The sequence below is a fragment of the Propionivibrio sp. genome (assembly GCF_041441355.1).
Taxonomy (GTDB): Bacteria; Pseudomonadota; Gammaproteobacteria; order Burkholderiales; family Rhodocyclaceae; genus Propionivibrio.
The window spans coordinates 1-24,739 of the sequence record NZ_JASDTF010000041.1 but is presented as its reverse complement, the minus strand read 5'-3'; the positions used below and the strand labels follow the sequence as shown (position 1 = coordinate 24,739).

21 protein-coding genes and 1 other RNA gene are annotated in these 24,739 nt (G+C 65.5%); 1 reads left to right on the top strand and 21 read right to left on the bottom strand.

The window, feature by feature from the left end; all coding sequences use genetic code 11:
* Positions 1–86 precede the first annotated feature (86 nt).
* The gene (gene secA / locus QMB55_RS14025; protein ID WP_497589344.1) at positions 87–2,816 is read right to left on the bottom strand and encodes a preprotein translocase subunit SecA; all 2,730 of its coding nucleotides are present in this window, start codon (positions 2,814–2,816) and stop codon (positions 87–89) included.
* Between the two features lie 113 nt (positions 2,817–2,929).
* Positions 2,930–3,868, bottom strand: a complete 939-nt coding sequence (locus QMB55_RS14020) for a M23 family metallopeptidase (RefSeq protein ID WP_497589343.1) — start codon at positions 3,866–3,868, stop codon at positions 2,930–2,932.
* 25 nt (positions 3,869–3,893) lie between these two features.
* On the opposite strand from QMB55_RS14020, the gene QMB55_RS14015 reads away from it, so the two are divergent.
* Complete coding sequence (locus QMB55_RS14015; RefSeq protein WP_497589342.1) at positions 3,894–4,328, top strand: DciA family protein; 435 nt, start codon at positions 3,894–3,896, stop codon at positions 4,326–4,328.
* 3 nt (positions 4,329–4,331) lie between these two features.
* Here QMB55_RS14015 and QMB55_RS14010 read toward each other — a convergent pair whose 3' ends face one another.
* From QMB55_RS14010 to rnpB, 19 genes are all read right to left on the bottom strand, one after another.
* The gene (locus tag QMB55_RS14010; RefSeq protein WP_497589341.1) at positions 4,332–4,520 is read right to left on the bottom strand and encodes a hypothetical protein; all 189 of its coding nucleotides are present in this window, start codon (positions 4,518–4,520) and stop codon (positions 4,332–4,334) included.
* Positions 4,521–4,548: 28 nt separating this feature from the next.
* The gene (gene lpxC, locus QMB55_RS14005; RefSeq protein WP_497589340.1) at positions 4,549–5,496 is read right to left on the bottom strand and encodes a UDP-3-O-acyl-N-acetylglucosamine deacetylase; all 948 of its coding nucleotides are present in this window, start codon (positions 5,494–5,496) and stop codon (positions 4,549–4,551) included.
* Positions 5,497–5,671: 175 nt separating this feature from the next.
* Positions 5,672–6,862, bottom strand: a complete 1,191-nt coding sequence (gene ftsZ / locus QMB55_RS14000) for a cell division protein FtsZ (protein WP_497589339.1) — start codon at positions 6,860–6,862, stop codon at positions 5,672–5,674.
* A gap of 50 nt (positions 6,863–6,912) precedes the next feature.
* The gene (gene ftsA, locus QMB55_RS13995; RefSeq protein ID WP_497589338.1) at positions 6,913–8,142 is read right to left on the bottom strand and encodes a cell division protein FtsA; all 1,230 of its coding nucleotides are present in this window, start codon (positions 8,140–8,142) and stop codon (positions 6,913–6,915) included.
* Positions 8,139–8,897 (bottom strand): cell division protein FtsQ/DivIB, encoded by a 759-nt coding sequence (locus QMB55_RS13990; RefSeq protein WP_497589337.1) that lies wholly within the window; start codon positions 8,895–8,897, stop codon positions 8,139–8,141. The genes ftsA and QMB55_RS13990 overlap by 4 nt, the downstream gene beginning before the upstream one ends.
* A 3-nt stretch (positions 8,898–8,900) precedes the next feature.
* Positions 8,901–9,809 (bottom strand): D-alanine--D-alanine ligase, encoded by a 909-nt coding sequence (locus tag QMB55_RS13985; RefSeq protein WP_497589336.1) that lies wholly within the window; start codon positions 9,807–9,809, stop codon positions 8,901–8,903.
* A 15-nt stretch (positions 9,810–9,824) separates the two neighbouring features.
* Positions 9,825–11,210, bottom strand: a complete 1,386-nt coding sequence (murC, locus tag QMB55_RS13980) for a UDP-N-acetylmuramate--L-alanine ligase (RefSeq protein WP_497589335.1) — start codon at positions 11,208–11,210, stop codon at positions 9,825–9,827.
* Entirely contained in the window at positions 11,207–12,283 is a 1,077-nt protein-coding gene (gene murG / locus QMB55_RS13975) for an undecaprenyldiphospho-muramoylpentapeptide beta-N-acetylglucosaminyltransferase (protein WP_497589334.1), read from the bottom strand. Before murG ends, murC begins: the two co-directional genes overlap by 4 nt.
* A 228-nt stretch (positions 12,284–12,511) precedes the next feature.
* Positions 12,512–13,672, bottom strand: coding sequence for a putative lipid II flippase FtsW (gene ftsW, locus QMB55_RS13970; RefSeq protein WP_497589333.1), 1,161 nt, complete (start codon positions 13,670–13,672; stop codon positions 12,512–12,514).
* A complete protein-coding gene (murD, locus tag QMB55_RS13965; RefSeq protein ID WP_497589332.1) occupies positions 13,672–15,033 on the bottom strand; it encodes a UDP-N-acetylmuramoyl-L-alanine--D-glutamate ligase in 1,362 nt (453 codons plus the stop codon). The genes ftsW and murD overlap by 1 nt, the downstream gene beginning before the upstream one ends.
* Before the next feature lie 2 nt (positions 15,034–15,035).
* Entirely contained in the window at positions 15,036–16,124 is a 1,089-nt protein-coding gene (gene mraY, locus QMB55_RS13960) for a phospho-N-acetylmuramoyl-pentapeptide-transferase (RefSeq protein ID WP_497589331.1), read from the bottom strand.
* Positions 16,124–17,527, bottom strand: coding sequence for a UDP-N-acetylmuramoyl-tripeptide--D-alanyl-D-alanine ligase (locus QMB55_RS13955; RefSeq protein ID WP_497589330.1), 1,404 nt, complete (start codon positions 17,525–17,527; stop codon positions 16,124–16,126). The genes mraY and QMB55_RS13955 overlap by 1 nt, the downstream gene beginning before the upstream one ends.
* Positions 17,524–19,023, bottom strand: a complete 1,500-nt coding sequence (locus QMB55_RS13950; RefSeq protein WP_497589329.1) for a UDP-N-acetylmuramoyl-L-alanyl-D-glutamate--2,6-diaminopimelate ligase — start codon at positions 19,021–19,023, stop codon at positions 17,524–17,526. Before QMB55_RS13950 ends, QMB55_RS13955 begins: the two co-directional genes overlap by 4 nt.
* Positions 19,020–20,759: a peptidoglycan D,D-transpeptidase FtsI family protein gene (locus QMB55_RS13945; protein WP_497589367.1), complete on the bottom strand. Its 1,740-nt coding sequence runs from the start codon at positions 20,757–20,759 to the stop codon at positions 19,020–19,022. Before QMB55_RS13945 ends, QMB55_RS13950 begins: the two co-directional genes overlap by 4 nt.
* Entirely contained in the window at positions 20,759–21,034 is a 276-nt protein-coding gene (gene ftsL, locus QMB55_RS13940) for a cell division protein FtsL (RefSeq protein ID WP_497589328.1), read from the bottom strand. Before ftsL ends, QMB55_RS13945 begins: the two co-directional genes overlap by 1 nt.
* Before the next feature lie 2 nt (positions 21,035–21,036).
* Positions 21,037–21,978 carry a 16S rRNA (cytosine(1402)-N(4))-methyltransferase RsmH gene (gene rsmH, locus QMB55_RS13935; RefSeq protein WP_497589327.1) on the bottom strand — a complete coding sequence of 314 codons (942 nt, stop codon included), beginning with the start codon at positions 21,976–21,978 and terminating at the stop codon, positions 21,037–21,039.
* Positions 21,975–22,421, bottom strand: coding sequence for a division/cell wall cluster transcriptional repressor MraZ (mraZ, locus tag QMB55_RS13930; protein WP_497589326.1), 447 nt, complete (start codon positions 22,419–22,421; stop codon positions 21,975–21,977). The genes rsmH and mraZ overlap by 4 nt, the downstream gene beginning before the upstream one ends.
* A gap of 320 nt (positions 22,422–22,741) precedes the next feature.
* Positions 22,742–24,226 carry a DASS family sodium-coupled anion symporter gene (locus QMB55_RS13925; RefSeq protein ID WP_497589325.1) on the bottom strand — a complete coding sequence of 495 codons (1,485 nt, stop codon included), beginning with the start codon at positions 24,224–24,226 and terminating at the stop codon, positions 22,742–22,744.
* 322 nt (positions 24,227–24,548) lie between these two features.
* Positions 24,549–24,739: RNase P RNA component class A (rnpB, locus tag QMB55_RS13920), an RNA gene on the bottom strand; the annotation flags it as partial.

The following is a 24,739-nucleotide window of genomic DNA, read 5'->3' as shown; positions in this document are numbered from 1 at the left end:
GTTGCGCAACACTTCTTGTTTGAGACAAAGGGCGCCGGCCGGAATCGCTCCCGGCGTGGCGCCCTCCGTAGGTGAGCAGGTACTCGCTAGCTCAGTTTACCGTGGCACTGCTTGTACTTCTTGCCCGAGCCGCAGGGGCACGGGTCGTTGCGGCCGATACGCGGCGCGGCGTGCATCGGGCGCACGGTGGGCGCGGCCGCTTCGCCGTCGGCCGGCGCCGCCGCGACTTCGCCCAGCCCGTCGTCGAAATCGGCGTGCTGGTACTGGACGTTGTGCACTTCGGAACGCGGCGCCGTTTCCTCGACTTCCTCGGCGCGCACCTGGACGGTGACCAGCAGGCGGACGACTTCCGCCCGCACGCTGTCGAGCAGGCGCTCGAAGAGCTCGAAGGCTTCGCGCTTGTATTCCTGCTTGGGGTTCTTCTGCGCGTAGCCGCGCAGGTGGATGCCTTGGCGCAACGCATCGAGCGCCGCGAGATGCTCCCGCCAGTGCGTGTCGAGAATCTGCAGCATGACGTTGCGCTCGAACTGACGGAAGGGCTCGGCGCCTACCAGTTCCACCTTTTCCGCGTATTGCGCGGCAGCAAGATCGACGATGCGCTGCAGGATGGCCTCGTCGCCCAGCGTCGGTTCGTTCTTGACCCACTCGACGATCGGCAGTTCAAGACGCAGTAGCGAAGCCAGCTCTTTCTCCAGCCCGGCCAGCTCCCACTGCTCTTCGACGGTCTCCGCCGGCACGTAGCGGCGGAAGATGTCGAGCAGCACGCCTTCGCGCATCGCGGTGATGGTTTCGGCGATGTCTTCGGTTTCGAGCAGCTCGTTGCGCTGCGCGTAGATGACCTTGCGCTGGTCGTTGGCGACGTCGTCGTACTCAAGCAGCTGTTTGCGGATGTCGAAGTTGCGGCCTTCGACCTTGCGCTGTGCCGATTCGAGCGAACGCGAAACGAGCGGGTGCTCGATCGGCTCGCCTTCCGGCATTTTCAGCTTCTCCATGATCATCTTCAGCCGGTCGCCGGCGAAGATGCGCAGGAGCGGATCGTCGAGCGACAGGTAGAAACGCGAGGAACCAGCATCGCCCTGACGGCCCGAACGGCCGCGCAGCTGGTTGTCGATGCGGCGCGACTCGTGGCGCTCGGAGCCGATGATGTGCAGGCCACCAGCGGCGACGACCTGCTCGTGCAGCACCTGCCACTCGGCGCGCAGGGCGGCAATCCGGGCCTCTTTGTCGGCTTCGCTCAGCGCCTCGTCGTCGCGAATCGCACCGATCTGCTTCTCGATGCTACCGCCGAGCACGATGTCGGTGCCGCGGCCGGCCATGTTGGTGGCGATGGTGATCATCCCGGGCCGGCCAGCCTGAACGACGATCTGCGCTTCCTTGGCGTGCTGCTTGGCGTTGAGCACCTGATGCGGCAGCTTCTCGCGATCGAGCAGTTGCGAGAGCAGCTCGGAGTTCTCGATCGAGGTCGTGCCGACCAGCACCGGCTGGCCGCGCTTCTGGCAGTCGCGAATGTCGGCGATGATCGCCGCGTGTTTCTCGTCGGCGGTGCGGTAGATCTGGTCATTGTGGTCGGCACGCACCATCGGCTTGTTGGTCGGGATGACCACCGTTTCCAGACCGTAGATCTGTTGGAATTCGTAGGCTTCGGTGTCGGCCGTGCCAGTCATGCCGGCGAGCTTGCCGTACATGCGGAAGTAATTCTGGAAGGTGATCGAAGCGAGCGTCTGGTTCTCGTTCTGGATCGCCACGCCTTCCTTCGCCTCGACCGCCTGGTGCAAACCGTCGGACCAGCGACGACCGGCCATCAGACGACCGGTGAATTCGTCGACGATCACCACTTCGCCGTTCTGCACCACGTACTGCTGGTCGCGGTGGAACAGGCTGTGCGCGCGCAGCGCGGCGTAGAGGTGGTGGATGAGCAGGATGTTGCTCGCGTCGTAGAGGCTGGAGCCCTCTTCCAGCAAGCCGGCGCGAGCGAGGATTTCCTCGGCGTGCTCGTAGCCTTCTTCGGAGAGCAGGACCTGGTGCGCTTTCTCGTCGACCCAGTAATCGCCCGGGCCGTTTTCTTCCTGGCAGCGCGTGAGCAGCGGCGCGACCTGATTCATGCGCACGTAAAGGTCGGTATGGTCTTCGGCCTGGCCGGAGATGATCAGCGGCGTGCGCGCCTCGTCGATCAGGATCGAGTCGACTTCGTCGACGATGGCGTAGGCCAGCTTGCGCTGCACGCGCTCGCCCGCCGAATAAACCATGTTGTCGCGCAGGTAGTCGAAACCGAATTCGTTGTTGGTGCCGTAGGTGATGTCGGCAGCGTAGGCGACCTGCTTTTCATCGTGCGGCATCTGCGACAGGTTCACGCCGACCGAAAGGCCGAGGAAGCGATGCAGGCGCCCCATCCACTCGGCGTCGCGTTGGGCGAGGTAGTCGTTGACCGTGACGATATGCACGCCGTTGCCGGCCAGCGCATTGAGGTAGGACGGCAGCGTCGCGACCAGGGTCTTGCCCTCGCCGGTCCGCATTTCGGCGATCTTGCCGTGGTGCAGGACCATGCCGCCGATCAGTTGGACGTCAAAGTGGCGCATGCCGAGCACACGCTTGCCGGCCTCGCGCACCACGGCGAAGGCTTCGGGCAGGAGGTCGTCGAGCGACTGCCCTTGGCTCAGGCGATTGCGGAACTCGTCGGTCTTGGCGCGCAACGCATCGTCGGAAAGCGCGGCGATTTCGCCTTCAAGCGCGTTGATCCGGCGCACGACCGCGGAATACTGCTTGATCAGCCGGTCGTTGCGGCTGCCGAATATCTTTTTGAGAAGCCCGGAAATCATTGAGAACCTTGGCTGAGGCGCATAAAAGAAAGGGATTCTATCATGCACCCCGGCATAAGGGCGGCGGGCGCCCTGACGCCAGCATCCGAAGACTGCGCCTGGCGCTGCCCCGCCTAGCGCCGCGGGCGCAAGGTTTGCGTGAGCTCGGCGTACTGCCCGTCCATCTTCAGGAAACGCGCCGGGTTCTGAGCGGCGCCTTTGAACAGCACCTCGAAATGCAGGTGCGGCCCGGTCGAGCGGCCGCTGTTGCCGCTGGCCGCAATCACCTGCCCGCGGCGCACGAGCTGCCCGGCCCTGACATCGAATTTCGAGAGGTGGGCGTAGCGCGAAACGAAGTCGTTGCCATGGTCGACCTCGACCATGTAGCCGAACTGTGGATGGAACTCGGCCACCCGCACCACCCCGCCCGCTGAAGCGAAGACAGGCGTACCGACGTCGGCGACAAAATCGATCCCTTCGTGCAAGGCGCTAACCCCTGCGATCGGATCAACGCGACGACCGAAGGTCGAACCGATGTAAGCGTCGCGGATCGGCATCTGGGTCGGCAACAGCACGTTCTTGATGCGTTTTTCCATGAGCTGCGACTCGAGCGCGTTGAGCGCCTCGGAGCGCAACTCGACTTCCAGAGACAGGCGTTCGATCTCACGCTGCAGCGCCTCGGGCTGCAAGGGCGCGCTCGGCGCCACCAGAGGGCCGCCCGCCCCGGGCTTGGGCGCCTCGCTCTTGGCGGCGGGAATGCCGGAGAGCTTGGACACCCGATCACCGATAGCATCGAGGCGCAGGATGTGCGCCTGCATTTCGCCGAGCTTGACAGCCATGCTAGAGATGTTGTCGCGCACGTAGTCCTCATGCTTGCGCTCACGCTCCTCCTGTACCGCGGCAACCACGTGCGCGGCGTACGGCAGGTTGAACCGCAAGCCCAGCCAGGAGAAGAACAACGCCCCCAAGGCAATCAGCAGCAGACAGACGGCAAGCACCGCCAGCACACGCTTGGGCGTGATGCTCACCGTTCTGGCGGTTGCCAGGCGATTGGAGACCAGAATAATATGCACGGTTAGCCCCTCCCCATCGTTCCCGATGCACAAATCGCTCGAAAACTATCTCGCCGCCGACGACGGTGCCGGCAAGCTCGTGGCGCACGCCAGCTTGCTGTTCAAGCTGGCGCAGATTTATCAGTCGATCGCGCCGGTGCATTTGCGCCAGGCCAGTCGGCTGGCCAATTACAAATCCGGCATCGTTGTTGTGCACGCCGCAAGCGGCGCAGTTGCGGCGAAGCTTCGCCAGATGGCTCCCACCTTGGCTGATGCTTTTTCACGGCGGGGAATCGAGTGTACTGAGGTGCAGATCAAAGTGCAAGCGCCCGAAACCCCGCAAGCATTTGCCGCGCCTTCGGTCAAACCGCTGGCGCCCGGAGCCTGCGACGCCCTCGGAAGCCTGCGTGACCGACTGCCGCCCGATGCGCCGCTGCGCCAGGCGATCGCCCACCTGCTTGAGCGCGCAGCCAAGCGCTGAGCCCTACACGGGAATGACCGCCACACGCTCGAGAATAAGCAAGGCGAAGAGCAGGAAGGCAACGATCAGGGCGTAGCGAAACAGGCGCCCGGCAAAGCGCAGGTACTTCTCGTTGCCGGTCAGCAGATAGGAAACGAAGCCGCCGATCACGGCGACGAGGACCAGCACACCGAGCAGCCGCAGGATCCACATACGCTGCGTCGCCGCGCGCCCTGCGCGCTCAGAAGGACGGCGCCGGCGCGGCCAACCAGCGCGCCACGCCATGCGGCGCTTCGGCCACGTCGGCGAAGGTGACGAACTCCCAGGCGTCGGGCTGGGCAAGCAGTTCGCGCGCCAACAGGTTGTTCAGGGCATGCCCCGACTTGTGCGCCGAAAAATGCGTCAGCAAGGGGTAACCGAGCAGGTAAAGGTCGCCGATCGCGTCGAGCACTTTATGCTTGACGAATTCATCGGCGTAGCGCAAGCCATCGGCATTGAGCACGCGGAATTCATCGAGAACGACCGCGTTATCAAGACCACCTCCCTGGGCCAGCCCGTTCTCGCGCAGCCACTCGACTTCCTGCATAAAACCGAACGTCCGCGCGCGCGCCACTTCCCGCACGTAGGAGTGCTCGGCGAAGTCGACGCTGACTTCCTGCCCGGTACGGTCAATGGCCGGGTGATTGAAGAGGATGGAGAAGCTCAGGCGGTAACCGTCGTAAGGCGTGAATCGCGCCCACTTCTCGCCGCCGCGGTCCGCTTCGCGAACCTCGATCGGGCGTTTGACGCGGATGAATTTCTTGGCCGCATTCTGTTCCTCGATCCCTGCGGACTGGATGAGAAACACGAAAGGCGCCGCCGAGCCATCGAGGATGGGCACCTCGGCCGCATCGAGGTCGACGTGTGCGTTGTCGATGCCCAGGCCGGCAAAGGCGGACATCAGGTGTTCGATCGTTCCCACCTTGGCGCGTACGGAGCCAATCTCGCGCTCGAGGCAGGAGCACATGCGGGTGTCGCCGACCGTTGTGGCCGACGCTTTCAGGTCCACCACCGGGTCGAGATCGACGCGATGGAAAACGATACCGGTGTCGGGAGCCGCCGGGCGCAGCGTCATGTTGACCTTGACGCCAGAATGCAGGCCGACGCCCGAGGCGCGGATCACGGACTTGAGGGTGCGCTGTTTGAGCATGTGCTTGAAAAAACGGGGAATCGGCGGATTGTAGCACAGACCGCCGACTCCCTTGACGAAGTAAGGAAGAGCCTAGCTGTCGCCCTCCCCGTGCCTCGAACCATGCCTGCGCTGGCCCCTCGCGAGGCCGGCAACATCAGGCGCGATGACACGCGACAGGCGACGAAACGCCACCTCAGTCAGCCTGCTTGCGCAGGAAGGCCGGGATGTCGTAGCGATCGACGCCGCTGTTGGCCAACGCCTCGACCTGCGAGCTGCGCTGGCTACGGCCATTGCGCACGATCGCCGGCACGTCGAGGTGGCTGTAGTCGACGCCCTGTACGCCCGGACCGGCGATGAACGCGCCGTCGGTCCCGGTGGCCTGGACGACCGGGGTGTTGATCACCTCGAAGGGCTGGCGGCGCGCCTGCGTCTGACCGAGGCCGGTGGCGACGACGGTGACGCGAATCTCATCGCCCATCGACTCGTCGTAAACCGCGCCGAAGATGATGTGCGCGTCCTCGGCAGCGAATTCGCGCACCGTGCTCATCACCTCGTTCACTTCCTTCATCTTCAGGCTGCGCGTCGCGGTGATATTGACCAGCACGCCCTTGGCACCCGAGAGATTAATGCCCTCGAGCAGCGGCGAGGCCACGGCCTGCTCGGCGGCAATGCGCGCGCGGTCGACGCCGGCGGCGTTGGCCGAGCCCATCATCGCCATCCCCATCTCGCTCATCACCGTGCGCACGTCTTCGAAGTCGACGTTGACCAGCCCCGGGAAGTTGATGATCTCGGCGATGCCGCCGACAGCGTTGCGCAGCACGTTGTCCGCGGCCTTGAAGGCCTCGTCCATCGACACGTCGTCGCCGAGCACGTCCATCAACTTGTCGTTGAGGATGACGATCAGCGAATCGACGTTCTGCTGCAGTTCGGTGATCCCGGCTTCAGCGATCTTCGCGCGCTTGCCTTCGAAGCCGAAAGGCTTGGTCACCACAGCCACGGTCAGGATGCCCATTTCGCGCGCCACTTCGGCCACGATCGGGCCGGCACCGGTGCCGGTGCCGCCGCCCATGCCGGCGGTGATGAACACCATGTGCGCGCCGCGCAACGATTCGGCGATCTGCTCGCGCTCCTCCATCGCCGCGCTACGCCCAGCTTCGGGCTTGGCGCCGGCGCCGAGGCCGGACTTGCCCAGGCGCAACTTCTTGTGCGCGACGCTGCGCGCCAGCGCTTGGGCATCGGTGTTGGCGGCGATGAACTCGACGCCCATGACGCCCTCGCGGATCATGTGATCGACGGCATTGCCGCCGGCGCCGCCGACGCCAATGACCTTGATCACGGTACCCGAGTCGCCGCTCACTTCTTCTTTGTCGATGATTGCAAACATGGCTCTCCTCCGCAAAAAAACAAGCTACTACTACTTCGTCAAAAACCTGCTCAGAAATTCTTCTCGAACCAGGACTTCATCCGGCCGAAGACCTGCTTCACGTCGCGCTTCTCGCGCACCTTGAGGCCGCGCTTCCGCTGCGTTTGCGCTTCGAGCAGCAGGCCGCAAGCGGTGGCGAAACGCGGGTGCTGGACGACATCGGCCAGCGCCCCGGTGTATTTCGGAATCCCCAGCCGCACCGGCATGTGGAAAACCTCTTCGCCGAGTTCGATCATTCCCGGCATCACCGACGAGCCGCCGGTGAGCACGATGCCCGAGGACAGCACTTGGTCGAAGCCCGAACGGCGCAACTCGGCCTGCACGAGCTCGAACAACTCCTCGACGCGCGGCTGGATCACGTCGGCCAGCGCACGGCGCGACAGCTTGCGCGAGGGGCGGTCGTCGACCCCGGCCACGTCGATCACGTCTTCCGGATCGGCAAGATCGGCGAGCGCGCACCCGAACTTGCACTTGATGTCCTCGGCCTCGCGCGTCGGCGTGCGCAAGGCCATGGCGATGTCGTTGGTGATCTGGTCGCCGGCGATCGGAATCACCGAGGTGTGACGGATCGCCCCCTGCGTCCATACCGCGAGGTCGGTCGTGCCGCCGCCGATATCGACGAGGCAGACGCCCAAATCCTTCTCGTCCTCGGAGAGCACCGCGTAGCTGGAGGCCAGCGGTTGCAGGACGAGGTCATTCACTTCCAGACCGCAGCGGCGCACGCACTTGACGATGTTCTGCGCCGCCGAGATGGCGCCGGTGACGATGTGCACCCGCACCTCGAGGCGCATGCCGCTCATCCCGATCGGCTCGCGGATACCGTCCTGGCCGTCGATCACGAATTCCTGGGTGAGGATGTGCAGGATTTCCTGCTCGGCCGGGATCGGCATGGCGCGCGCCGTTTCGACGACGCGCTCGACGTCGGCCGGCAGCACTTCCTTGTCCTTGATCGCCACCATGCCATCCGAGTTGAAGCTCTTGATGTGGCTGCCAGCGATTCCGGTATAGACGTCCTTCACCTTGCAGTCGGCCATCAGCTCGACTTCCTGGATGACGCGCGAGATGGTCGCCACCGTGTCCTCGATGTTGACCACCACACCCTTCTTCAGCCCGCGCGAGTCCTGCGAGCCCATGCCGATGACGTTGAGCCGCCCCTCCGGGCTCACCTCGGCAACGAGGGCAACGATCTTGGTCGTGCCGATGTCGAGGCCGACGACGATTTCCTTGTTATCCCTGCTCATGGCTTCCCTTTTTTCTCACTCCCCGGCGTTGCAGCCGCGAGGTGCAACGCAAACCCGTTCGGATACCGCATATCCACCACCGTCGGTTTCTGCCGCCCGGCGCCCAGCACGCTCGGGTAGTACTCGACGAACCGTTCCAGCCGCAGGCGCACCGGCGACTTGGCCTGCTCGCGCCCCAGCTCGACCAGCATTCCGTCGTCCAGACGCAACTGCACGGCCAAGCGCGGCGAGATGGTCAAGGACTGCGGCGTACGCCCCAGCGGACGCAGGATCTCCACCGCCTGCCGGTAGTACCCGAGCATTTCTACCGACAGCCCGGCCGGCCCGGTCAGCACCGGCATCGGCGTCGCCGGCAAGGTCTGCAGGCTGGCGGTAAACACTTCGCCGTGCGTATTGACGAGCTGCCCCGTCGCCTGCCCCCAGAACGCCGCCGGCACATGTTCCTCGAGGCTGACCTCGAGCCGGCCCGGCCACTGCCGGCGCACTTCCGCCTTGCGCACCCAGGGCAGCTGCTCCAGCGCATGGCGCAGGGCTTCCAGATTGACGCTGAAGAAATTGCCGCTCAGGCGTCCGGAAAGCGCGCGCTCGAACTCGGCCCGCTTCACCGCGTGCAGCTCGTGCGCCACCACCACTTCCCGCAAGGGGAAGAACTGCATGCGCGCGGCCCACACCGCACCGGCGAAGAGCAAGCCCGCCGCGCCCGCCACGAAGAGCAGGTCGGAGACTTCCTTCATCAAATGCGGTTTGTTCCACATCGATCATCCCAGTTCGGCCAGCGACAACACCCGGACCACGAGGTCCTCGTACGACATTCCCGCCGCGCGTGCGGCCATCGGCACCAGCGAATGGCTGGTCATGCCTGGTGAGGTGTTGGCCTCGAGCAAGTAAGCACGCCCGTCCTCGTCCATCAGAAAATCGATCCGCGCCCAGCCGCGGCAGCCGAGGACGCGGAACCCCTCAAGCGCCATGGCCCGCAGCTCCGCTTCGCGCTCGGGCGTGAAGTCGCACGGGCAGCGGTACTGCGTGTCGTCGCGCAGGTACTTGGCCTCGTAGTCGTAGAACTCGGTCGCCGGCTCGATCTTGACCACCGGCAGCGCCGTGTCGCCGACGATGGCGCAGGTGTATTCACCGCCCAGCACCGCCTTTTCGGCCAGCACCAGACGGTCATACTTGGCTGCTTCGCGGTAGGCCGCGGCCAGCTCGCCCGGCGCGCGCACTTTGACGACGCCGATCGACGAACCTTCACAGGCCGGCTTGACGAAGAGCGGCAGCCCCAACTCGCGCTCGACCGCGGCGAAATCGCTGTCCTCGCCCAGCAGCACAAACTCCGGGATCGGCAAGCCCGCCGCGCGCCACAGGAGCTTGGTGCGCCACTTGTCCATGCCCAGCGCCGATGCCATCACTCCGCTACCGGTGTAGGGCACGCCCATCAGCTCGAGGACGCCCTGGATCGTGCCGTCCTCACCGCCGCGGCCATGCAGGGCGACAAACACGCGGTCGAAGGCGGAAAGTTCGCCAAACGTACGCTCGGCCGGATCGAACGCCTGTGCATCGACACCGCGCGCCTGCAACGCCGCCAGCACACCGCCGCCGCTCATCAGCGAGACTTCGCGTTCTGCCGAAGTGCCTCCCAGAAGCACCGCCACCTTGCCAAAATCAGACATCATCACTTCCTTCGGACTTCAGTTAACCAATTTCCCAGGCACCCCGCCGATCGAGCCGGCCCCCATGGTGATCACCACGTCGCCGTCGCGCGCCACATCGCGGATGGCCTGCGGCACGTCGTCGATGCGTTCGACGAAAACCGGTTCGACCTTGCCGGCCACGCGCAGCGCGCGCGCCAGCGAACGCCCGTCGGCGGCCACGATGGGCGGCTCGCCGGCGGCATAGACTTCGGCCAACACCAACCCGTCGACGCTGTTGAGCACGGCGACGAAATCCTCGAAACAATCGCGCGTGCGGGTGTAGCGATGCGGCTGAAAGGCCAGCAGCAAGCGCCGCCCGGGGAAGGCACCGCGCGCTGCCGCAATCGTGGCGCGCATCTCGGCCGGGTGATGCCCGTAGTCGTCAATCAGGGTGAAGCTTCCGCCCGCGCTCAAGGCCACTTCGCCATAGCGCTGGAAGCGTCGGCCGACGCCGCGAAACTCGGCCAGCGCCTTGGCGATGGCCTCATCCGACACGCCGACTTCGGTCGCCACGGCGATCGCGGCCAGGGCATTGAGCACGTTATGCAAACCGGGCAGATTGAGCGTGACCGGAAAACGGCTGACGCTGCCATTGACCCGCACGCAGTCGAACTGCATGCGCCCGTCGCAGGCCACGATGTTCTCGGCGCGCACGTTGGCGCCGGCATCGAGCCCGTAGGTCACGATCTGCTTGCTGACTTGCGGCAGGATAGCGCGCACATTGGCGTCGTCGGCGCAGAGCACGGCGACGCCGTAGAACGGCAAGCGCTGCAGGAAGTCGACGAAGGCCTGCTTCAGGCGCTCGAAATCATGCCCGTAGGTCTCCATGTGGTCGGCATCGATGTTCGTCACCACCGAGATCACCGGCGAGAGGAAGAGGAAGGAAGCGTCCGACTCGTCGGCCTCGGCGACCAGAAAATCGCCCGTCCCCAGGCGCGCGTTGGCGCCGGCGGCATTGAGCCGGCCACCGATGACGAAGGTCGGGTCAAGCCCGCCCTCGGCGAGAATCGAAGCCACCAGGCTGGTCGTCGTCGTCTTGCCGTGCGTACCGGCGATGGCGACTCCCTGCTTCAAGCGCATCAATTCCGCCAGCATCTGCGCACGCGGCACGATCGGCACTTTGCGCGCCCGCGCCGCGACGACCTCGGGATTCTCGGCCTTGACCGCCGTCGAAACGACGACCGCGTCGGCGTCGGCGACGTTCGCCTCGGCATGACCGACGTGGATGCGCACGCCGAGCCCGGCCAGACGGCGCGTCGTCGCGTTGTCAGCGAGGTCAGAGCCGCTCACCGAATACCCCAGATTGGCGAGCACTTCGGCGATGCCGCTCATGCCCGAACCACCGATGCCGACGAAATGAATGTGTTTGACCTTGTGTTTCATTGGTCACGCTCCTTGCATAGTTCTTCACAGATCCGGGCCACGTCCTGCGCAGCCTGCGGTTTGGCCAGCGCGCGCGCCCGTTCTGCCATTTGCAACAACTGACCGCGGGTGTAGTTGCGGATCAGGCTGACCGCCTCGGCGGTCGTATCTTTTTGCGGCAACAGAATCGCGCCGCCGGCCGAAGCCAGGAAACGCGCGTTGCCCGTCTGGTGGTCGTCCACCGCGTGCGGGAACGGCACCAGGATGCTCGCCACCCCGGCTGCCGCGAGCTCGGCCACGGTCAGCGCGCCGGAACGACAGATCACCAGGTCGGCCCAGGCGTAGGCGCCGGCCATGTCGTCGATGAAGGCGACGCTGTTGGCATGCACCTCGGCGGCCTGGTAGTTGCCCTGCAGCGTAGCCAGGTGCTTTTCGCCCGCCTGATGCACGACCTGTGGTCGCTGCTCAGCATCGATCAGGCGCAACCCCTGCGGCACCGCCGCGTTGATCGCCGCCGCGCCGAGGCTGCCCCCGAGCACCAGCAGGTGCAAGGGATCGCCTTCGCCACGCGAAGCAAAGCGCTCGGCCGGCGCCGGCAAGTCGGCAATTTCCGGACGCACCGGGTTGCCCACCCATTCGCCTTTCGGCAAAACGTCCGGGAAGCCGGTGGCGATGCGGTCGGCGACCTTGGCCAGCACCCGGTTGGCCAGGCCGGCGACCGAATTCTGTTCGTGGATCACCAGCGGGCAACCGGCGAGCACCGCCATCATTCCGCCCGGGAAGCTGATGTAACCGCCCATGCCCAACACCACGTCGGGTCTGATCCGGCGGATTTCCCGCCAGGCCTGCCAGAAGCCCGAAAGCAAGGCGACCGGCAACAATAGTTTGCGTAGCAGCCCTTTGCCGCGCAGCGCACCGAACTTAACCCAGGCCATCTCGTAGCCGCGTGCGGGCACCAGCTTGGCTTCCATGCTGTCCGGATTGCCCATCCAGACGACCTTCCAGCCGCGCTCGCGGAGGAGATCGGCGACGGCCAGCCCGGGAAAAACGTGCCCACCCGTGCCGCCGGCCATGACCAGAAGCGTTTTACCCATCGATGGTCTCCATTACGCAGCACGAGGGCACGTTTTCGGCGCAGGCGAATGCCCGCGCAGCGGACGTTACGCCGTAGCCAAAAACGCCTCCGCCCGCTCCAGCCCTCATGCGATGCGAATTCAGCGATGACAGCGCTCGATTTTGGCTCCGGCCGGGCTGCGCCCTTAACGCGCTCCGCGCGTTAGCCTTCGCCGGAACAGGGAATTGATGAACTCGCTTCATCGCCATCACAATTTCCCTCCGCGCATCAATTGCCTGTTCTCCCAATCCACACGCAGGAGGATGGCGAGGGCGACGCTGTTGCAGAGGATGCCGGAACCGCCGTAGCTCATGAACGGCAGGGTCAGCCCCTTGGTCGGCAGGAGGCCCATGTTCACCCCCATGTTGATGAAGCCCTGAACGCCGATCCAGATGCCGACGCCCTGAGCGACGAGGGCCGGGTACAGCCGGTCGAGCGAGACGGCCTGACGGCCGACGACGAAAGCACGCTGCACCACCAGACCGAAGAGGACGACCACGCCGACGACGCCGACAAAGCCGAGTTCCTCGGCGATCACCGCAAGCAGGAAATCGGTGTGCGCTTCGGGCAGGTAGAACAGTTTTTCGACGCTGGCGCCGAGGCCGACGCCGAAGAACTCGCCGCGCCCGAAAGCGATCAGCGCGTGCGAGAGTTGGTAACCGCGCCCGAAGGCGTCCGACCACGGGTCCATGAAGCCAAAAATACGATCGCGCCGGTACGGCGAGACGACGATCATCACTGCGAAAGCAACGAGCAGCACCACGATCAGCACGGCGAACAGTCGGGCACGCATGCCGCCGAGGAAGAGAATGCCGATGGCGATCGAGATGATCACCACGAAGGCGCCGAAATCCGGCTCCTTGAGCAGCAGCACGCCGACCACCACCATGGCGCAGGCCATCGGCAGAAAAGCTTTCTTGAGGTCCTGCATGTGCGGCATCTTGCGCACCGTGTAGTCGGCGGCGTAGAGCACGGCGAAGAGCTTCATCAATTCCGACGGCTGCAGGTTGATCGGCCCGAGCGAGAACCAGCGGCGGGCGCCGTTCACGTCGCGTCCGATGCCCGGCACCAGCACCAGCATCAGCATCACGCAACCGGCGACGAACAGCCACGGCGCCAGCTGCTGCCAGGCACTGAGCGGCACCTGGAAGGCAATGCCGGCGGCGACCAGGCCGACGGCCAGAAAAACCGCGTGCCGCAGCAGGTAGTGCGCGGGGTTGTGGCTGGCCATGCGGCTCGCCTCGGCGATCGCGATCGACGAGGAATAGACCATCACCATGCCCAGCAGGAGCAGGAAAAGCCCGCTCCAGAGCAAGGTCAGATCGACCTCGGAAGGCAGGCGCCGCGGCATGTCCAGGTTCGGCAGCATCAGGCTGACCTCTCCTGCAGGGCGCGCACGGCGGCGACGAAGACTTCGGCGCGGTGCGCGTAATTGCGGAACATGTCGAAGCTGGCGCAGGCCGGCGAGAGCAGCACAGCGTCGCCCGGCCGGGTTACCGTCGCGCACCAGTCCACCGCCTCTTCGAGGTCGCGGCAGGGATGACAAGGCAGACCGCTGGCGGCGACCGCGGCCCCGATCTGCGGCGCATCGCGCCCGATCAGCGCCACCGCACGCCCGTGATCGGCCAGCGCTGACGCCAGCGGGGTGAAATCCTGGCCCTTGCCTTCGCCGCCGAGGATCACCGCCACCGGCCGGCCGAGGCCGACGATCGCGGCCAGCGTGGCGCCGACATTGGTGCCTTTCGAGTCGTCGTAATAGCGTACGCCGCCGATTTCTGCGACGAACTCGACCCGATGCGCGAGACCGGTGAACGTTTTGAGGCCAGCGACCGCGGCTTGTGGCGCCAGCCCCACGGCCTCGCACAGGGCCAGCGCGGCGAGCGCGTTGGCGGCGTTGTGCAGGCCGACAAGCTTGAGTTCGGAGAGGGCGACCAGGCGCTCCGTACCGCGCACCAGCACGCCGTCGACCAGGCCGAAATCGTCGGTGCCGGACGGCGCCTGCAGGCCGAAGCTGACGCTATCGGGAGTGATCCAGGCCGCATTGTGCGGGTCATCGCGGTTGATCACGCGCCGCCGGGCGCCGTTGAAGACGCGCGCCTTGGCGGCGGCGTAAGCGGCCATGTCCAAGTGGCGGTCAAGGTGGTCTTCGCTGACGTTGAGCACCACTGCGGCGCTGGCGCCGAGGTCTTGCGTCGTTTCGAGCTGGAAGCTGGAGAGTTCGAGCACCCACACCGCAGGCATCGCTCCGGCATCCTGCGCGGCCATCAGCGCATCGAGCGCCGAGGGCGAGATGTTGCCGCAGGCCACAGCAGCCATGCCTGCAGCATTGAGCAGATGGGCAGTCAGCGCAGTGGTGGTGGTCTTGCCGTTGCTGCCGGTGATCGCCAGCAACTGCGCCGGCTGCGGCAAGGCGCGCACGCCATGCACGAACAGCTCGATCTCGGAGACCAGCGGCACACCGCGCGCCACTGCAGCCTGAACCGCCGGCGTGTCGACCGGTACGCCGGGCGAAATGGCGATCAGGTCGAGGTCGGCAAACGCTTCCGCGGCAAAGCTGCCGGCAAACAACTCGGCTTCCGGCACCGCCGCACGCAGCACGTCGACATTGGGCGGCGTCGCCCGGCTGTCGACGACGCGCACGCCGGCGCCCTGGCGCGAAAGCCAGCGCGCCATCGCCAGCCCGGATTCACCGAGGCCGACGACGAGGACGCGTTTGCCGGAGAGGTTCATGATCAGCGGATCTTCAGCGTGGACAGACCGACCAGCACCAGCATGATGGTGATGATCCAGAAGCGGACGACGACCTGGGTTTCCTTCCAGCCGCCGAGTTCGAAGTGGTGATGCAGCGGCGCCATGCGGAAGATGCGCTTGCCGCCGGTGAAGCGGTAATAGAGCACCTGCATCGCCACCGACAACGTCTCGGCGACGAAAACGCCGCCCATGATGGCAAGGACGATTTCCTGGCGCACGATTACCGCCACGGTGCCAAGCGCGCCGCCCAGGGCCAATGCGCCGACGTCGCCCATGAAGACTTCCGCCGGGTAAGCGTTGAACCACAGAAAGCCGAGGCCAGCCCCGGCCATCGCCCCGAGAAAGACGGCCAGCTCGCCGGCGCCGGGAATGTAGGGCATCAGCAGGTAGCGGGCGAAGACCGCGTTACCAGCCACGTAGGCGAAGATCGCCAGCGCGCCGGCGATCATCACCGTCGGCATGATCGCCAGGCCGTCAAGGCCGTCGGTCAGATTCACCGCGTTGCTGGTGCCAACGATGACGAGGTAGGTCAGGATCACGAAACCGATCGCCCCGAGTGGATAACTCACGGTCTTGAAGAAGGGCACGATCAGTTCCATCTGCGCCGGGACGCTGGCCGTCAGCGCAAGGTAGACGGCGACGACCAAGCCGATCACCGACTGCCAGAAATACTTCCAGCGGCTCGCCAAACCGCGCGGGTCACGATAGACGACCTTCTTCCAGTCGTCGTACCAGCCGATGGCGCCAAAGCCCAGGGTGACGATCAGCAACACCCAGATGTAACGGTTGCTGAGGTCGCCCCAGAGCAGCGTGGTGACGGCGATCGAGATCAGGATCAAGGCCCCGCCCATGGTCGGCGTCCCCGATTTGACGAGGTGCGTCTGCGGCCCTTCCTGGCGCACCGCCTGGCCGATCTTCTTGGCCGCCAGCCAGCGGATGACGCGCGGCCCGGCGACGAAGGAGATGATCAGCGCGGTCATCGCCGCCAGCACCGCGCGCAGCGTGATGTAGTTGAAGACGTTGAAACCCCGGATGTCCTGGGCCAACCATTGAGCAAGTTCGAGCAACATTATTTCTGACCTCCGGCCGAGCCCGCGTCCGTCACGACGGCCTCGACGATTCTTTCCATGCGCATGAAGCGCGATCCTTTGACGAGCACGGTCGTCTCCGGCTGCATTTCGGCTTTCAGCGCCTCAACGAGCTCGTCCAGGCGGGCGAAATGCTGGCCGCCGCTGCCGAAATTGCGCGCCGCCAGTGCGCTCGCTTCACCGAAGGCGAAGAGCCGGTCGATGCCCTGGCTCTTGGCGTAGCCGCCCACCTCGTCGTGGAACTGGCCGCTCATCTCGCCGATCTCGCCCATGTCGCCGAGCACCAGCAGCTTGCGCCCGACCGTCGCGGCCAACACGTCGATCCCGGCGCGCACCGAATCCGGGTTGGCGTTGTAGGTGTCGTCGAGGACGACCGCCCCGCCATGCCCCGCACGCCGCTGCAAGCGCCCTTTGACGCCCGTGAAGGCCGCCAGCCCCGCCGCCACCGTGGCCAGCGGAATTCCGGCCGCCAGCGCTGCGGCCGCCGCACCCAGCGCATTGCGCGCGTTGTGCGCGCCCGGCAGGGCCAGCGACACCTCGGCCGATTCCTCTCCGTAGCGCAAGGTCAGCCGGTTCTCCAGCCCGTGCGCGCGGTGCTCGCCACGCAGCGGTGCCCCGCCCGCGAAGGTAAAGCACAGCGTCCGCCGGTCGCCGGCTTGCGCCTGCCAGAGGTCGCACCAAGCGTCGTCGGCACAAAAAACGGCAACCCCGTCGTCGCGCAGCCCGGCAAAGAGCGTGCCCTTTTCGCGCGCGATGGCCTCGACGCTGCCCATTCCTTCCAGGTGCGCACGCTGAGCGTTGGTCACCAGCGCCACGCTCGGCCGGGCGATTCCGGCCAGATAGGCGATCTCGCCGGTGTGGTTCATCCCCAGCTCGACGATCGCGGCACGGTGTTCGCGGCCCAGACCCAGCAGCGTGAGCGGCAAGCCGATGTCGTTGTTCAGGTTGCCGCGCGTGGCCAGCACTGCGTCACCGAAAGCGGCGGCGAGAATGCTGGCCAGCATTTCCTTGCTCGTGGTCTTGCCGTTGCTGCCGGTCACCGCCAGCAGCGGCAGGTCGAAGCGCGCGCGCCAGGCGGCGGCCAGCGCCCCCAGCGCCAGGCGGGTGTCAGCCACAGCCAACAGCGGCAGACCGCTCGCCGCGACGGCAGCCACGGCCGGCTGGCTCAGGGCATCCTCGGCGACCAGCGCGGCGACGGCGCCGCGCTCGCGCGCCGTGGCGAGGAATTCGTGCGCGTCGTATTTTACCCCGCGCAGGGCGATGAACAGCTCACCGGCACGCACGCTGCGCGTGTCGGTCGAGACGCCGATGAAGGCGGCATTGTCGCCGACGAGGCGTCCTTGCACGGCCGCGGCGGCCCCTTTGAGGTCGAGCTGGATGGTCATGCCTGCGTCTCCCGGCGCGCGGCGAGCGCGGCCGCAGCCTCGCCCAGATCAGAGAAGGGCCGGCGCTCGCCGGCGATTTCCTGGTACGGCTCGTGCCCCTTGCCGGCGAGCAGGATGACCTCGGCCGGCGCAGCGGAAAGGATGGTCGCCCGGATCGCCGCGGCGCGGTCGGCCATCACCTCGGCTCCAGGCGCCCCGACGGCAACCTGCGCCAGGATGGCTTGCGGGTCTTCGCTGCGCGGGTTGTCGCTGGTAAGTACGACACGATCCGCAAGGCGTGCAGCGATCGCGCCCATCTGCGGCCGCTTGCCCGGGTCGCGGTCACCGCCGCAGCCGAAGAGCACGGTCAGTCCGGCGCCGCGCACGCGTGCCACGCCGCGCAGGGCGGCCAATGCGTTCTCGAGCGCGTCCGGGGTGTGGGCGTAATCGACGACGACCAGCGGCTCGTTCACGCCACCGATTTTTTCCAGCCGTCCCGGCGGCGACGGCAGCGCTTCCAAGCGCGTGGCGATTTCGCTCGCCTTGAGCCCCGCGTCGTAGAGCACGGCAGCGACAGCGAGCAGATTGGAGAGGTTGTAGCGCCCGAGCAAGCCGGTCTCGACCTCCGCCCGCCCGTTGGGCAGGATCAAGCTAAAGCTCAAGCCGGTCGGCGCCTCTTTGACGTTCTCGGCAGCGATGATGACCACCCCCGTGGCCGACGTCGAGCCGGCCTCGTACTGGGTGTAGCCGATCACGCGCGGCGCAGCGCACTCGGCCGCGAGCTGGCGGCCGAAGGGATCGTCGAGATTGAGCACCGCGAGACGCAGGCGCGGCCAGGCGAACAGTTTGGCCTTGGCGGCGGCATAGGCCTCCATCGTGCCGTGGTAGTCGAGATGATCGCGAGTCAGGTTGGTGAAGATGGCGACATCGACACGCGCCCCGTCGAGCCGACGCTCTTCGATGCCCACCGAACTGGCTTCGATAGCACAGGCCTGCGCGCCTGCATCGGCGAAGCGCTTGAGGTAGCGCGCCAGCACCGGCGCCTGCGGCGTCGTCAGGACGCCGTCTTCGAGCGCATCGACGAAGCCCGCGCCGAGCGTGCCGATCGTCGCGCACGCGCGCGGATGGGCGCGCCCGAGCCACTGACTGATCGTCGTCTTGCCGTTGGTGCCGGTCAGTGCAATCAGCGACAGGCGTTCGCACGGCCAGCCGTAGACGGCGTGCGACAGCGGCCCGGCGAGGCGCCGCAGCTCAGGTTCGGCGGCCTGTACGACGCGCCATTGCGGGTTCCAGGCAAAATCGTCGTCCGGTGCCCAGAGCACGGCGACGGCACCGCGCGCGATGGCGTCGGCAATGAAGCGGCGACCATCGGCACGCGCGCCGGGATAGGCAAGGAACAGGTCGCCCGGCTGGACCGAACGGCTGTCGTCGGCAACGCCGCGCGGCTCGACGCCTTGCGCGGCAAGCGCGGCGAGCACCGTCTGCGCCCGTGCCGTCATTTCGAATGCGGTGCTCACAGCCGCCCCCTCGTATTCGCGCCCTCGGCGACGCGCAAGGTATTGTCGTGCGGCACACCCATGGTGCGCAGCGCGCTGCCCATCACGTTCGCAAACACTGGTCCGGCGACCGAACCGCCGTAGTGTTTACCGGCCGTCGGTTCGTCGATCATCACGGCGATGACGAGGCGCGGATCGGACGCCGGCGCAAAACCGACGAAGGACGAAACATATTTCTTGGCGTACTGGCCGCCTTCGAGCTTGTGCGCAGTGCCGGTCTTGCCGGCAACGCGATAGCCGGGGATCTGTGCCTGCGGCGCGGTACCGCCGGGTTGCGCCGCCATTTCGAGCATGGCGCGCACTTCGCGCGCCGTCTGCTGGGTGAAGATCTGCGTTGCGGCAAGCGGCCCGCCATCATGCCGCAGCAGGGTAAGCGGAATCAGGTCGCCGTCGCGCGCGAAGACCATGTACGAACGGACGAGCTGCATCAGCGATACCGAAATGCCGTGCCCGTAGGACATCGTCGCCTGTTCGATCGGCAGCCAGGTCTTCCAGGGGCGCAGGCGCCCGCCGACTTCGCCCGGAAAACCAAGGCGCGGCGGCTGTCCAAAACCGACCGCATCGAACATCTCCCACATCTGCTGTGCCGGCATCATCGCGGCGATCTTCGCCACGCCGATGTTCGAAGATTTCTGGATGATCTGGGCGACCGAAAGCGTTCCGTGATCCTTGGTGTCGGAAATCGTCGCCTTGCCGATGGTCAGCTTGCCGGCGCAGTTGATCAGGGTGTCGTAGCGCACCTTGCCGGCGTCGAGCGCCAACGCGACGCCGAAGGGCTTGAGCGTCGATCCCGGCTCGAAGGTGTCGGTCACCGCCCGGTTGCGCAGCTGCGCACCGGACAGGCGCTCGCGGTTGTTCGGGTTGTAGGTCGGCCAGTTGGCGAGGGCGAGGATCTCGCCGGTCTTCACGTCGGCGACCACCACGCCGCCCGCTTTGGCCTTATTTTCGGCCACGGCTTGCTTGAGCGCGCTGTAGGCGAGGTACTGGATCTTGCCGTCGAGCGAAAGGCGGATGTCCTTGCCGTCTTGCGGCGGACGAATCGAGCCGACGTCCTCGACGATCTGCCCGCGCCGGTCGCGGATCACGCTGCGCGAGCCCGGATGCCCCAGGAGTTGCCCCTGAAAGGCCAATTCGACGCCTTCCAAGCCCTTGTCGTCCACGCCGGTGAAGCCGACCACGTGCGCGGTCATTTCTCCGCTCGGGTAGAAGCGGCGGTATTCCTTGTCCTGGCCGATGCCGGGCAGCTTGAGCGCAGCGATGCGTTCGCCGATGTCGGGCGGCAACTGGCGCTGCAGGAAGACGAAGTTCTTCTCGCTGCCCAGACGGCGGTTGAGTTCCTTGACGTCCATCTCGAGCAGGGCCGCGAGCTGACGCACCTGTGGTCCATTCAGACGGGCCTCGGAAGGCACCGCCCAGACCGACTTCATCGGCGTGGAGATGGCCAATACGTCGCCGTGACGGTCGGCGATCTTGCCGCGCGAAGCCGAAATCTGCAGGTCACGCCGGTAGCGCGATTCGCCCTTCTCTTGCAGGAAATCGTTGTTCAGCACCTGCAGGTAGAAGGCGCGACCGATCAGAACGAAGAAACAGCCCATGAACACCAGCGCGACCAGACGCGAGCGCCAGGCCGGCAGGCGCAGCTGCAGCACCGGACTTTCGGTGAACTTGTGCCCGCGCGGGCCGCCTTTGAATTTCATCACGGCGCGTCGCTCCCACTTCGCGCCGTCTGCACGCGGGCGGCCTCGGGCGCACGCATGCGGAGCTTTTCGCGCGCAATCTTCTCGATGCGCGGCGAGGTCGCCCAGGTCGACAGTTCGATCTGCAGCTGGCCGTACTCGACGTCGAGCTGCTTGGCCCGCTCCTGCTCACCCTCAAGCGCCTGAAAGAGCTTGCGCGCCTTGTGCTGCGAGGTGACCGTCCCGAGCGCGCAAACAACGAGCCCGAGGAGCAGGAAGAGATTGAGACGGAGCATGGCTAGACGCCCTCTCCACCGGCTTTTTCGGCCACCCGCATGACGGCGCTGCGCGCGCGCGGGTTGGCGGCGACTTCTTCGGCGCCGGCCTTGACCGCCTTACCGACGAGGCGCAACGGTGCCGGCGGCAAATCGGCACTGCGCAGCGGCAGGTGCTTGGGCAGGCGGTCGGCAGTCGATTCGTCACGCATGAAGCGCTTGACGATGCGGTCTTCGAGCGAGTGGAAACTGATCACCACCAGCCGTCCGCCAGGAGCCAGCAGCGAACAGGCCTGCGGCAGGACTAGCGCGAGCTGCTCGAGCTCTTGATTGACGTGAATCCGTAGAGCCTGAAAGGTACGCGTCGCCGGATCCTGGCCGGGCTCGCGGGTCCGCACGGCTTCGCGTACGAGCGCGGCGAGCTGCCCCGTGGTTGCAAGAGGCCGCTCGCCCCGAGCAGCCACAACCTTCTTTGCAATCTGGAAAGCAAACCGTTCTTCGCCATAGTTTCTGATGACCTCCGTGATTTCTTTTATCTCAGCCCGGGCCAGGAACTCGGCCGCCGTCTCGCCTTGCGTGGTGTCCATGCGCATGTCAAGCGGCGCATCGAAGCGGAAGCTGAAGCCGCGCTCACCCTCGTCGAGCTGCGGCGACGAGACACCGATGTCGAGCAAAACGCCGTCGACCTGCGCGAAGCCGGCCGCACGGGCCACTTCGGCCAATTCGCCGAACGCCGCATGGCGAATGGAAAAGCGGGGATCGCGCAGCGACTCGGCGGCGGCGATCGCCTGCGGGTCGCGGTCGAGCGCCAGCAGGCGGCCTTGCGGACCGAGGCGCTCGAGGATCGCGCGGCTGTGCCCGCCACGCCCGAACGTGGCGTCGACGTAAGCGCCGGAAGCCTTGATTTCCAGCGCCGCCACGGCTTCTTCAAGAAGGACCGTGCGATGCGGCGTATGCGAACTCACAGCGCCAGGTCCTCGAGTCCGGGCGGCAATTGCGCGTCGCCCATGGCAGAGAAGATGTCCTGCTGCTGTTGCCAGCCGGCCTCGGACCAGATTTCGAAATGGCTGCCCTGGCCGACCATGTAGACCGTCTTTTCGAGCTGCGCGAACTGGCGCAGCTCGGGGGCAATCAAGAGACGCCCGGCGGCGTCCGGCGCTTCCTCGCGGGCATTACCGACCAGCAGGCGCTTGATCGCCGCCGAGTGCGCATTGAGGCTGGAAGCCGCGAGCACCTTGTCGCGGATCGGCGCCCAGGCGGGCGCGGGGTAGAGGAGCAAGCAGCGGTGCGGGTGCGCGGTGAGCACGAGTTCGCCGCCCGAGGCCTGGACGAGCGCTTCCCGGTGACGCGCCGGAATGGCGAGTCGACCCTTGACGTCCAGACTGAGCGCGGTCGCACCCTGAAACATTTGCTCTGCCCCTCGGTTTTGTTGTGGGAGGAAGGACCAGCTTCCCACTTTTCACCACTATCTCCCACTTTACGGCATTGATTTGGGCAAAGCAAGCGCTTTTATTCGACTTTTTCCAATCAGGACAATGACTTACAGCGCATTCCAAAGAAGTTTATTCGAAAAAATTTCCTTTGAAAAACAATGAAAAAAAAAGATTAGTTAAAGTGCTTTATTACCAAATAGACGGCCATTTCCGAAAAAACGACGATAAAAAAGCCGCCCTCGACGAGGGCGGCTTTCGTGACCCGCGACCACGGGCAGGGTCAAGAGCGTGCCGTTTAGCCGACGTAGCCGAGCCAGCGCCAGTAGGTTGCGCCCATCAGCAGGATCAGCAGGTAGGCGGCGATGGTCAGCGGCACCCCGGTACGCACGAAGTCGCGGACTTCGAAGGTTCCTGTGCCGTAGGCGATCATGTTTTGCGGCGCATTGACCGGCAGGATGAAGCCGAAGCTGATCACGTACTGCAGGATCATGGTCATGCCAACAACGTTGATCCCCGGCGTCTTGATGTTCTGCAGCACGGCGATGACGATCGGGATCATCGCCGCAGCCAGACCGGTGGCACTGGCGAAGCCGAGGTGGATGATGATCAGGAAGGCCGCCAGAATCGCCAGCACGCCGATCGCCGATGCCGTCTCGAGGCCGAAGATGGCGACGATGTAGTTGGCGAGCCAGGCGCCGGCCTTGGTCGACAGGATCGCCGAACCGAGACTGATGCCGATGCCGAAGAGGAGCAGCGTGCCCCACGGAATGCGCTTCTCGCAATCTTCCCAGTTCATGATCCCGATGCCCGGCAGGAACATCAGCATGATGGCGACGATGGTCGTCGTCGAGGTGTCGAGGTTATGCACGATCTTTTCGGTCGCCCAGAAGAACAGCAGCGCGACCGAGATCAGCATCAGCTTCTTCTCTTCCGGGCGCATCGGGCCGAGGGCTGCCAGTTCCTTGACGATGGTGTCCTGGCCGCCGCTGAACTCGACCTGCTCGGCCGGCATCATCCGGGTCAGCACGTAGTAGAGGATCACCGACATCACCGCGGCGAACGGTGCCGCAGCGATGAACCACTCCAGCCAGGAAATGGTGACGCCCAACTGCTTCTCGATGAAGCCGATGGCGACCATGTTCTGTGCCGCGGCGGTCTTCACACCGACGTTCCACAGGCTGTCGGCCTGCGCCACGGCGATCATCAGCGCGCCGGCGAAACGGCTCTTGAGCGGCACCTTGAGCGCGATGATGACGCCCATGACGATGGGCACCATACAGGCGACGCGCGCGGTCGTGCTCGGGATGAAGAAGCTAAGCAGGAAGCCAAGGAAGATGACGCCCATCAGGATGCGGTTGGAACGCGCCCCGACCTTGGACATCACCACCAAGGCGATGCGCTTGTCGAGGCCGGTCTTGGTCATCGCCGCCGACAGGAACAGCGCTGCGCCAACCAGCGCCCAGGCGGTGTTGCTGAAACCAGCAAGCGCCATGCTCAAGGCGCGGCTGGTGCCGAGCAACTTGCTCGGGTCGGCGACGCCGGGCGCGAAGCCGAGCAGCAGCGTCATCAGCACCGTGATGATGAACGCGCTGACCGGGTACGAGACGGCTTCGGTCATCCAGATGATGACCGCGAAGACCAGAATGCCGATCATGTACTGGCCGGCGACCGGCAGCCCGGCCTGCGCCGGCATCAGCGCGATCAACGCCAATGCCGCGAGCGCCACGAACAGTCCGTAGCGCTTGAATACTGAAACTTGTTGTTCTGTTGTCGATGCCATCAAACCTCTCCGTAAAGAAACAAAAAGCGAATGGCGCTCGGTCGGTTCGCATGGCACCCCCGGCCCTGCCAACGCGACGTTGCCCTCCAGACAGGGCCGCGTCAGACGCCGGCCCCGCGCCGCAATGCATTGCGGTCGAAATTTTGTATTTTGGTGCACACAAAAGCGCAGTCGTTTTAACGCAGGTGCAAGTCGGCGTCAATGGGGGATTCCCGCAAAGCCGCGAAAAATCTCGCTTCCAGGGCAGCGAAGAGACAGGCGTGCGCATGCCTGCGCCATCACGCGCATCGCAAATCGAGGGAAAAAGAGGGAAAAAAATGAAGGGGGAAGCCGGTCGATAAGCCGGGTTCTGTCGTGGGCAACCATTCCTCTAGGCGTACCGTTACCAGCACGCTCAAGCAGCCTACCCGGAAGCAGCGCGAGCCACGCCTAATGCTTCCCTATTTGGCCTTGCTTCGGATGGGGTTTGCCGTGCCGTCCGTGTTACCACGTCCGCGGTGAGCTCTTACCTCG